This is a genomic window from Aquimarina sp. RZ0 (genome assembly GCF_008370685.1).
In the GTDB taxonomy this organism is placed as follows: Bacteria; Bacteroidota; Bacteroidia; order Flavobacteriales; family Flavobacteriaceae; genus Aquimarina.
Map to the genome: position 1 here is coordinate 1 of NZ_VTZU01000234.1, position 961 is coordinate 961.

Annotated in this window: 1 protein-coding gene; it reads right to left on the reverse strand. The window is 33.1% G+C overall.

What is annotated here, in order from left to right; translation table 11 throughout:
• Positions 1 to 309: 309 nt before the first annotated feature.
• Complete coding sequence (locus F0000_RS27445) at positions 310 to 825, reverse strand: hypothetical protein (protein ID WP_149627875.1); 516 nt, start codon at positions 823 to 825, stop codon at positions 310 to 312.
• Positions 826 to 961 lie beyond the last annotated feature (136 nt).

Consider the following 961-nt stretch of genomic DNA (forward strand, 5'->3'; position numbering starts at 1 on the left):
AAGAACATAGCTTCAGCAAATCCCTCACGAGGTTAACTGTATGCTTTTCTTCAGAGTGAACAGTCAATTACTCTGATGGGATTCTCACCCACTGGATCACCACAGCTTCGTGGCACACCAACGTTTAGCTATGCGTAGTGCGGAAGTCGAAAATTACTGACCTTTGAGCTATCACTTAGCCAAAGTTTATGTTTTGTTTTTATATTTTCTAAAATACTAAATTTAAATCTTTGGCGACAAACCAAATAGACAAGAACCTTTCGATCAAACCTAAACCCCGCATTATCGCATAGGTGTTGTTGGCAATAGTTATTTTTTTATTCCGTTTTCGAATTCTTTGAGCGATATTTTATTTTTTCGCTGTGTATATTCTCCGTGAGCAATTCCGTTTTCAAAATCTACAGTCAGATAATCAGTCCAACAAGCAAAGAAATCATAATCTCCTTTTTTTCCTTCTTCAGAGTCATTTTCAATTCGTATGGGTGAGATTAAGTAGTATTTTCCTATTTCAAAATTCGAGATATATGGTCTGCATAAAATTCCATTGTCGCCCCAAATTTTAATTCGTTTTTTTGATTCAGTTCCTTTGTATTTTTCAATTATATCAACAGTCATTGAAAAAGGCATTTTTTTATCATATCCGTCAATTTCATAATCTAGAAAATCAGAATACTCAATAACTTTTATAAGAGCAACAAATTCGTTTCGGTTTGATATTACACTAAACGAACAATCTCCTTCGCAATCACAGTCGCAAGCAAATGAGTTGAAAGAAATCAACATCATTATAAGAATTAATATTTTCTTGAGATTCGGTTTTTTCATAATTTTTGGTAACATTATAGGATTAAATCATTTAAGCCAAAGGCGCAATTTGATTTAATCCGCTGTTGTACTATGCGTTTTTTTTTCTTTTTTTAACCTTCTATGGGGATTGAATCCACTTGTTGTTTACTCAAAG